Source organism: Fibrobacter sp. HC4 (assembly GCF_023373925.1).
Taxonomy (GTDB): domain Bacteria; phylum Fibrobacterota; class Fibrobacteria; order Fibrobacterales; family Fibrobacteraceae; genus Fibrobacter.
In genome coordinates this window covers 135,956-144,679 of the sequence record NZ_JALCZV010000001.1, presented here as the reverse complement: position 1 = coordinate 144,679, position 8,724 = coordinate 135,956, and the positions used below count along the sequence as shown (strand labels likewise).

Below are 8,724 nucleotides of genomic sequence, written 5' to 3'. Positions count from 1 at the left end.
GGAGACCTGCAGGCGGTATATTCCATGACCGTTATATCGTGTTGGATTACGGAACGAGTCACGAAAAAATGTTCCATTGCGGAGCTTCTTCAAAAGATGCGGGAAAGCGTGTCACGACGATAGACGACATTGAACACCCTGAAGTCTATCACGAGCTGATTGAGGGAGTGTTGAAGTTGCCTGTTCTGCCTTGACAGTGTTTGCTGTGGATTGTTTTATCGTCGCTTTGATGTCGGAAAATGAGGTTATCGTCGCTTTTGTCGTCGGTTTGGTGTCAAAACTTGCGTTTGTCATCGGTTTATCGCCGGTTTAGCGTCGGTTTATGTTTGATGAAATTCGCGTTAGGGATCGATGTGGCGAAGCCATTCGGACTCGCGAAGCGAGGCTGAACGGAAAAATTTTCGTGTAAGATGTTCTGGCTAGATGTTTGCGAAAATTTTATAACGCGAGAGCCCGCCCCGGCTTGCCGGGGAACGCCCAAAATCAGGGGATGATGTTAAGGCTTTCTTTAGTTGAAATTTTGCGGCCGGTCATTTGACGCCTACGGCGTCAGCGCTTCGCCTCGGCAATATCGACGAACGAGTTCGTCGCTGCTGCGCTCGGCTTGTGCGCTATTCGGGGTGGATGCCGGTGCCCACTTCTAGCAGGCTTGCGATGCGGCCCTTGGCGCGGATGATGCCCGTGGTGGGTGCGGTCACGCGGGAGAGCAGCTTGAGGAGCGTGCTTTTGCCTGCGCCGTTGCGGCCGATGATGCCCACGACGTCGCCCTGTTCCACCTTGAAGTTGATGTCCTTCAGGGCCCACACGTAGTCGCTGGAACCTTTGCTTGCGCGGTCGTTGGTTTCGCCCATTTTGAGGTAGGGGGCTTCGCGGCGCAGGATCTTGGTCTGCCAGAAAGTATGCGAGGTGAATGCCGCACAAATGAACTTGTTCATTTGTATGGCTGAACCGATGCTACGGACGCTTTAGCGTCCATCGTTGAGGTCGTGGCTGAGCGTTCCTGTGCTTACCAAGCCCAGGCGGTACTGCTTGCTTATGTTTTCAAACTCGATTGCGGTAGCCATGTTCGGGAATGTAGTAAAAAATATGGAGCCCAAGTCTGGTCGGGGGTGGCGGGAATGTGAATTTGCGGAAGAGTGAAAAAATTTATTGTAAGTGTCTTGTCAAACTCGTAAAACTGGTGTATATTTGTGCAGTCTGATCAAAGTAAAGCCGTTTTTGTTCACGCCTGTAAAACGGAAAGGAAAATTACTATGCAACAAATGCAGAATAATATCTATATTAGCCAAGAGCAAACGGGAGTTTTTATGACTGACGAACTGACTTTGGCTTCTCTGAATCCGGCTCAAATGCTGGTAGTTGAGTCCTTCGCTAGCGTTACTAGTGAAGAAGAGTTGGCTGCGTTGACAAAACTTCTTAAAAATTTTTATGCAGAACGTCTTGAACAAGAGCTTGATAAGCGTTGGGAAGACGGATCTTTCGGCCAGGAAAAACTGGATCAACTGAAGACAGAACATCTTCGTACTCCTTATCGGGGGTAGTCATGCGAAAGATTGTTATTGATACGAATGCCATGCTGCAGATGCTTGGTAGTAAGTCTCCCTACCATTTTTTGTGGAAGAAATTTCTGAACGAAGAATATGTACTTTGCGTTTCAACAGAAATCCTATTGGAATATGAAGAAATCTTTCGTCAGAAGGCTGCAGACATTGTTGCAACCATGTTTATGAGAACGATTCAGTTTTCTTCTAATGTTGTACGAAAAGATCCGTTTTTCAGGTTGCGGTTGATAAAGAAGGACCCTGACGACAATAAGTTTGTGGACTGCGCCTTTGCGTGCCAAGCCGATTACATTGTTTCTGACGATTCGCATTTTAGAGAACTTAAAGATGTAAGCTTTCCTAAAATAAATCTGAAAACACTAGAAGCGTTTGCTCGGGATTTTGACGTTGATCGAGATGGATTTATTTAGTTGGGCTTTTGTGCAATTCTCGTTAGGGATCGAAGTGGCGAAGCCATTCGGACTCGTGAAGCGAGGCTGAACGGAAAAATTTTCGCGTAAGATGTTCTGGTTAGATGATAGCGAAAATTTTATAACGCGAGTGCCCGCCCCGGCCTGCCGGGGAACGCAAAAAAATCTTGACAAGTGGTGAACATTTGTGTGTTTTGTGATGAACCTTGCGCTGGTTTGGCTTGTCACGGCCTAGAATGCGCCGCTGTGGTTATATTCTGTGATTTGTTTTTTGCTTGTATTGCAGAAGGTTTGTTATGAAGAAAATTGCCCCTGTTGCTGGGAATGAAATTGTCCTCATTGACGAGAATTTGCTGAAGAGCAAGGTTTACACCATCCGCGGTGTAAAGGTTATGCTTGATGCCGATCTGGCGGTGATTTACGGGTATGAGACGAGAGCTTTTAATCAGCAGGTGAAATTAAACATCGACAAATTTGACGATGATTTTAGATTCCAACTTACGGATGATGAATTCAAACGTTTGATGTCAAAAAATTTGACATCAAAAACTGGACGGGGCGGAACAAGAAAACTTCCTTTTGTCTTTACCGAGCAGGGTATTTACATGCTCATGACGGTTCTTAGAGGTGGTCTTGCAACGCTGCAAAGTAAAGCAATAATCCGTCTATTCAAGGACATGAAGGACTACATTGCTGCCGAAAATCAGCAGTTACTAGGTTGTTCCAACTGCCTTCAAATTGCGAATTTGACGGCTCAACATTCCTGATTATTCCGGAGCGGCGGAGCCGCCAGTCCGGTCTGACGGAGCCACCTGTTTTAGGGTTATTGTGCTTCAGATGGGTTCAACCCATACACTTCTCGCATGGATTTCCTTGTAAGCCCCAAGGAACGTGGCCTGAGGAAGGGGGGGGCATCAAACGTCTCGGAAGGTGCATGAACTTTTGACGATACCACTTCCGAGCCCTCGGAAGGAGCGTGAACTTTTTGCGACGGCCCGTTGCGTCATCCTGAGTGGCGAGCAGCCGCGAAGGAACCAGTCCAAAATTCCGCAAATGCAGCAAAAGTCTGCGCCCCAAGGGGTCAGATGAGGCTTCGCCACATCTGCCTGCGCTCGGTCATGCCAAGCTACGCACAAGTGCGTTCTTGTCACGACTCTCGCTGGGGTCACGATCGCTCCCGTGATTTAAGGGCGAAAAATTTTTACAATCTTTTTTCAAAATCCAGGGAGCATTCTACGGCAAAAAAGCGTGTATATAGCAGGCGGCGATTTAGCCACCTCGCAAAGGTGTGCGCAACACCCAGCAACACGTATGAACGAAAACGAAACCGCCGTAGGCGCTGATAACGAAACTAAAGTCATCGACTTCTCTAAAATCACCATCACCAACCGTTTCATGTTCCCGCTGGTCATGAGCCACAAGGAAATCGCAAAGCCCTTCATCGAGGCGGCGCTTGGCATCAAGATTTACGACCTGAAGGACCCCGAGCAGGAAAAGACGGACCAGGTCGGCATCTTCAGCAAAAGCGTGCGCTACGACGTTTACGCCCAGGAAACCGGCAAGGACGGCGAAGTCAAGCGCTCCTTCGATCTGGAGATGCAGATGGAGGACACCAAGGAACTCCCGAAGCGCGCTCGTTACTACCAGTCTATTCATGACACCCACGAGCTGCGCAAGGGAAGCATGTACAGCAGCCTTAAGGACCAGTACGTGCTCTTCATTTGCCCGGAAGACATTTTCAAGGAAGGCCTGCCTATTTATAGTTTCCAGAACTATGCGACAGAAAACAAAAAACTCGCCTTGAACGACCGCACTTTCAAAAATTTCTATATATTTAACCAGTACGAGAAACTTCCGGATACGCACCCGCTTAAACCGTACCTGAAGTATTTTGCTACAAACGCCGCCGAATCCTCGGAGACAAGGAAAATCCACACCAAGGTGGAGTGGTACCGTTCAGACGAAAAGACACAGGAGCGCTATATGACATGGGAACAGGAAATCCAGCTTGCCGCAGAAGCCGCTGCTGAAAAAGAACGCGAGCGCAACGAGAAAATCATCGCCGAGAAGGATGCCGAGATCGCCGAACAGGCACGCAAAATCGCAGCTCTTGAGGCGAAACTCGCCGGAAAGAACTCCAAGTAACCTCTGCGAAAAATCTCCGCGATACAAGGGACCCCGCGCGGGTCTTTTTTTGTGGGCGGCCCGGCACTCCCGTGCCGTCGCTTCCGTTGAATGTCCGATTTCCTTGTCGGTAAGGCGTTCTTCCAAAGGCCAATTCAAGTTGTGCTCCTTGGCAAGTTTCAAGACCCTGTTGACGGTCTTCTTGGACACCTGACAACTTGTCGCGATGTCGTTCTGGCTTAATCCCAGATTTCGCAACCTGAGGATTTCGCGGTATTTGGTCATTCGACCTCCTGTCTATTTTTTGCACGGAATTGTGCTTGCTAAAATTAGACAGGTTTCCTTATCCCCGGAACCGCGGTTTCCGTTTGACCGGTACGCCGGTTTCCATTACTCCGGTTTCACGGTGTACTTTGCTCCGGTATATTCAATTTTAATTATATTGCTATCCATAGGATGCTCCTTTCATCCTATTTTTTTACCCCCTTAGAGGAATTTGCGAAAGACAATATACGTTATCAAAAGTCCGCGGCATCATTGTCGTGGACATTCGCATTATAGAGTTTTCATGACATTTTGTGGGTGGCTCTCAGCCTCCGGAAGGGTGGCTCCGTATTTTCCGGAATAGTGGCTCTCTAGTACCGGACTGGTGGCTCAAAGTACGCCGGAATAATCAATTCCCACGAAATCGCTGAAATTCGCACGGATGTGGCTCGTTTGGAGGTGGAGTCCCAGAAAACCCAAGATTCTTTGGTATGGCATGGCTCAGAAGTCAATTTTCGTATTTGATGATTATGTGGGCGTAAAGACACTGGATTTGTTGCGGGGTGTTGCTCAGAATGTGAATATGACGATTTTTAGCGACCAGCGGAATGGCTGCGCTTTGACTCAAACGATGATTGACGACTTCAAGGCTGCTAGGCCTGATGTGGATATTGAGCGGAGACCTGCAGGCGGTATATTCCATGACCGTTATATCGTGTTGGATTACGGAACGAGTCACGAAAAAATGTTCCATTGTGGCGCTTCTAGCAAAGATGCTGGAAAGCGCGTGACTTCGATAACCGGCATCGAACATCCAGACGTCTATCACCAGTTGATTGAGGGAGTGTTGAAGTTGCCTGTTCTGCCTTGACAGTGTTTGCTGTGGATTGTTTTATCGTCGCTTTGATGTCGAAAAATGAGGTTATCGTCGCTTTTGTCGTCGGTTTGGTGTCAAAACTTGCGTTTGTCATCGGTTTATCGCCGGTTTAGCGCCGGTTTATGTTTGATGAAATTCGCGTTAGGGATCGATGTGGCGAAGCCATTCGGACTCGCGAAGTGAGGCTGAACGGAAAAATTTTCGTGTAAGATGTTCTGGCTAGATGTTTGCGAAAATTTTATAACGCGAGAGCCCGCCCCGGCTTGCCGGGGAACGCCCAAAGTCTCGCCACCATCATATTATGACCCTTCTTGAATGGATACAATGCGTTTACACCTACCCAAACAAATCGTCCAAAACAACCTCGTTTTGCACTACTCCGGAATGGGAATTTTTCATAACGCCGAATGTTGTTACAAAAGTATTGAGCAAGGCCATTTTGCACTTAGAGGCAACCCTAAATATTTCTATGCGGTTGCGGAGTTTGGTCTCGTAACTTTTATCGATGATGAATTCGCCCTGCGAGAATTTCATTTCACAGACATTAATAACACGGTCGGCCCGCTTAATCAGAAGGTCTATTTGTGCTCCATCAGTATTGCAATCAATTGTGCGGCTGGTACATCTCCAGGCGGAACACTCCGTTGCAATGCCGTTTATTCCCAGCGATTTCTTTATCTGGTCTAAATGAGCAAAACAAACCTGCTCAAATGAAATTTCCTGCCAAGATACAATGCCAGGATTCATCAGGTTGTGCTGCCAATATTCCTTGTCCTTGGACTTCTGTTTTTCGCAAAAATGCAAATGGAACAGTGTAAAGAAATCTGTCAAACGATATGTCCCGTTATTACTCTTGGAGCCAAACTGGGAAAAGCATTCTACGAAATCACAACGCTCCAAGTTGGCAAGCATGCGCGTCAATGTTCCCCCAGAAATTTTCGTTATTCTAGCAAGTTCTTGCCTACTCATTCCGCTCTGTTTTTCAGACAACTTTTCGACAATCCTTATGTAACTGTCAGCTCCGGAAAAAAGCGCGTTGTATAGTTCATTAAATTCATCATGCAAGGCACCGTCTTTGTCGAAATAAAGCCGGTCAATATTTTGCGCAAGGCTATTGTTAACATCTAGCAGATCCAGATAAAAGGGGACTCCGCCGAGAACCATGTAACATTGCGTAATCTGGAACCGATCCCAATAACAGTTCTTTTTTTTCAGGAACAGTTCGCATTCCCGTAGGGAGAATGGGTGCAGATTTATTTTTCGGGTAATCCTGTTATGAAGTCCGCCCTGATTTTCGATTAACTTATCGACCATCCAGGAAGTTGCACTTCCGCAGGCAACGAACAAAATGTCGTCACGATTTGCCGCCCAGGAATTCCAGAAGTATTCGAAGGCAGACACAAAATCAGACTTAAAAGTATCAATCCAAGGCATTTCATCAAAAAAGACAACCTTGCGTTTCGCACGACATTCACACAAAAGTTTTTCCAGGGCAGAAAACGCCTCATTCCAATTTTTCAGTGCAGGGGCAAAAGCTGATTTGCTGTACTCCTTGAGACAATCTGCGAAATTCTGGAGCTGCTCCGCCTGGGATTTGTTATGTGCACCAGTGTAGGAAAACGAGAAACGTTCCCTAAAAACACTTTGAATCAAGAAAGTTTTCCCGATTCTTCTTCTGCCGTAAACCACGGCCAGCTCAGACTTGCCGGAAGAATATGCTTCTTCAAGCAACTTTATCTCTTTTTCTCTACCAACCATCTTTTTCATATACCCAAAATATACAAATTTATTGTTGTTTTGGGTAAGGAAAGGATTTGTTGTTTACCCAAAAAGTGTGTTTTTATGTCTATTTTGGACACGTTTTCAAATACGAGTTGATTGAGGATGTGCAGGGTGGTTGAGTTTAGTTTGCGGTGCAAAAGTTACGATTATTCCCGTACGGGAATAATTTGCCGCAATTCTTGCTGTTTGACGTTGATTTTCCCGTACGGGAAAGTTATATTTGACGGTATGAAGGTGCAACAGGTAAATGATATTTCGATTTCTGTGAAAAAAAGAAGAAATCAGTTAAAACTGACGCAAGCGGAATGCGCTGCCTTTTGTGGTGTTGGAGTTCGTTTCTTCTCGGAACTGGAAAATGGCAAGGAAACGCTACAGCTTGATAAAGTATTGCATGTTTTGCAAATGCTTGGTTTAAATCTTCATGTTGTGGAAAGGGAAAATGATCGATGAAGTTAAAGGTTTATTTTGCAAATAAGCTTGCTGGTAGTTTGTTTTCTACTCCCGATAAAGGGATTGTGTTTGCTTACGAAGATTCCTATGTTAGGCAAAATGGAAATTCTCTTTCGATGTCACTTCCATTAAGGTCCGGTGAGTTTTCACAAAAGGAATGTCTGCCGTTTTTCTCAGGAGTTCTCCCAGAAGGTGACGTTAAACGTCGAATTTCTGAGTATTTGCATGTTTCTGAATCGAGTACGCTTAAGTTGCTGCAGGAACTTGGGGGTGAATGTGCCGGTATGATTTCGGTATTGCCAGAAGATGCCGAACCTAATCAGACGCTGATTTATAGACTGGATTCTGACAATTACGAGGAACTGTCTGAAGATATTTTACTTGGTTATATAAAGAACGCAGAAACGAGACCTTTGCTGAAGGCTAATGAAGAACTGAGACTTTCTTTGGCTGGGGCTCAGGAAAAGTTGCCTCTGGCATTTTTTGACGGAAAATTTCATTTCCCCAAAAATGGAGCTCCATCGACACATATCATCAAACCAACTGGCAAGGGAGAATTGTCGTCGTTTGCAGTAAATGAATATGTGTGCATGAAGCTTGCAAAATATTCTGGCCTAAGCGTGCCTGATGTGGCTTTGAAGAAAATTCAGGATGAAACGTTCATGATGGTGGAGCGCTATGATAGAATCAAAAGAGGTGATTCTGTTGTTCGTTTACATCAGGAGGATATGTGCCAGGCGTTGGGAATTCTTAGCGATCGAAAATATCAGAACGATGGTGGTCCGGGCATTGCGGATATTTTTCAGCTGATTAGTAAAAGAACATCAGTTCCACTTTTGGACGCTCGGGCTTTTATTCAGTATGTCCTGTTTAATCTCGTTATTGGCAACTGCGATGCTCACGGGAAAAATTATTCTTTGCTCTATGATGGCGGTGTCTTGAAACTATCTCCGATTTACGATGCCGTCTGTACGCTTCTGTACCCGACTCTGACAAGAAAGGTTTCCATGAAAATTGGAAGCCATTATGGGATTGATAAAATCAGAAAGGCTGATCTCGTTCTCCTGGCGGAACAACTGAAATTAAGACAGTCCGTGATTCTGAATTTGTATTCGGATTTGAGAAAGAAAGTTCTTCTTGGTTTTGCTTCAATCCGTGAAGATGAATGTCTTGACGGCTGCACAGAAACGATTGATGAAATCGAAAAAATCGTGCAAGAAAGAGATATAACAAGTGATTGCTAGGCTTTCTTGGC

7 protein-coding genes and 3 pseudogenes are annotated in these 8,724 nt (G+C 45.7%); 8 read left to right on the top strand and 2 right to left on the bottom strand.

Going from position 1 to position 8,724, the window contains the following annotated elements:
• Positions 1 to 194 (top strand): annotated as a pseudogene (locus MMG03_RS00630) (ORF6N domain-containing protein); the annotation flags it as partial.
• Positions 195 to 614: 420 nt separating this feature from the next.
• Here MMG03_RS00630 and MMG03_RS15960 read toward each other — a convergent pair.
• Positions 615 to 1,064: pseudogene (locus tag MMG03_RS15960) on the bottom strand (ATP-binding cassette domain-containing protein); the annotation flags it as partial.
• A 126-nt stretch (positions 1,065 to 1,190) separates the two neighbouring features.
• On the opposite strand from MMG03_RS15960, the gene MMG03_RS00620 reads away from it, so the two are divergent.
• The 5 genes and pseudogenes from MMG03_RS00620 to MMG03_RS00600 all read left to right on the top strand — a co-directional run bounded on the left by MMG03_RS00620 (position 1,191) and on the right by MMG03_RS00600 (position 5,231).
• Positions 1,191 to 1,541: a hypothetical protein gene (locus tag MMG03_RS00620; protein ID WP_249505374.1), complete on the top strand. Its 351-nt coding sequence runs from the start codon at positions 1,191 to 1,193 to the stop codon at positions 1,539 to 1,541.
• Positions 1,542 to 1,543: 2 nt separating this feature from the next.
• Entirely contained in the window at positions 1,544 to 1,972 is a 429-nt protein-coding gene (locus MMG03_RS00615) for a putative toxin-antitoxin system toxin component, PIN family (protein ID WP_073155584.1), read from the top strand.
• A 296-nt stretch (positions 1,973 to 2,268) separates the two neighbouring features.
• A pseudogene (locus tag MMG03_RS00610) lies at positions 2,269 to 2,736 on the top strand (ORF6N domain-containing protein); the annotation flags it as partial.
• A 547-nt stretch (positions 2,737 to 3,283) separates the two neighbouring features.
• Entirely contained in the window at positions 3,284 to 4,117 is an 834-nt protein-coding gene (locus tag MMG03_RS00605) for a PD-(D/E)XK nuclease family transposase (protein WP_073233554.1), read from the top strand.
• Positions 4,118 to 4,856: 739 nt separating this feature from the next.
• Positions 4,857 to 5,231 carry a hypothetical protein gene (locus MMG03_RS00600; RefSeq protein ID WP_249505373.1) on the top strand — a complete coding sequence of 125 codons (375 nt, stop codon included), beginning with the start codon at positions 4,857 to 4,859 and terminating at the stop codon, positions 5,229 to 5,231.
• A gap of 342 nt (positions 5,232 to 5,573) precedes the next feature.
• On the opposite strand, the gene MMG03_RS00595 is transcribed toward MMG03_RS00600, so the two are convergent.
• Positions 5,574 to 7,004, bottom strand: a complete 1,431-nt coding sequence (locus tag MMG03_RS00595) for an ATP-binding protein (protein WP_249505372.1) — start codon at positions 7,002 to 7,004, stop codon at positions 5,574 to 5,576.
• Between the two features lie 243 nt (positions 7,005 to 7,247).
• Here MMG03_RS00595 and MMG03_RS00590 point away from each other — a divergent pair, with 243 nt between their 5' ends.
• Together MMG03_RS00590 and MMG03_RS00585 are read left to right on the top strand one after the other, a co-directional pair.
• Complete coding sequence (locus MMG03_RS00590) at positions 7,248 to 7,469, top strand: type II toxin-antitoxin system Y4mF family antitoxin (protein ID WP_073233560.1); 222 nt, start codon at positions 7,248 to 7,250, stop codon at positions 7,467 to 7,469.
• Positions 7,466 to 8,713 (top strand): type II toxin-antitoxin system HipA family toxin, encoded by a 1,248-nt coding sequence (locus tag MMG03_RS00585; protein WP_249505371.1) that lies wholly within the window; start codon positions 7,466 to 7,468, stop codon positions 8,711 to 8,713. Before MMG03_RS00590 ends, MMG03_RS00585 begins: the two co-directional genes overlap by 4 nt.
• Positions 8,714 to 8,724 lie beyond the last annotated feature (11 nt).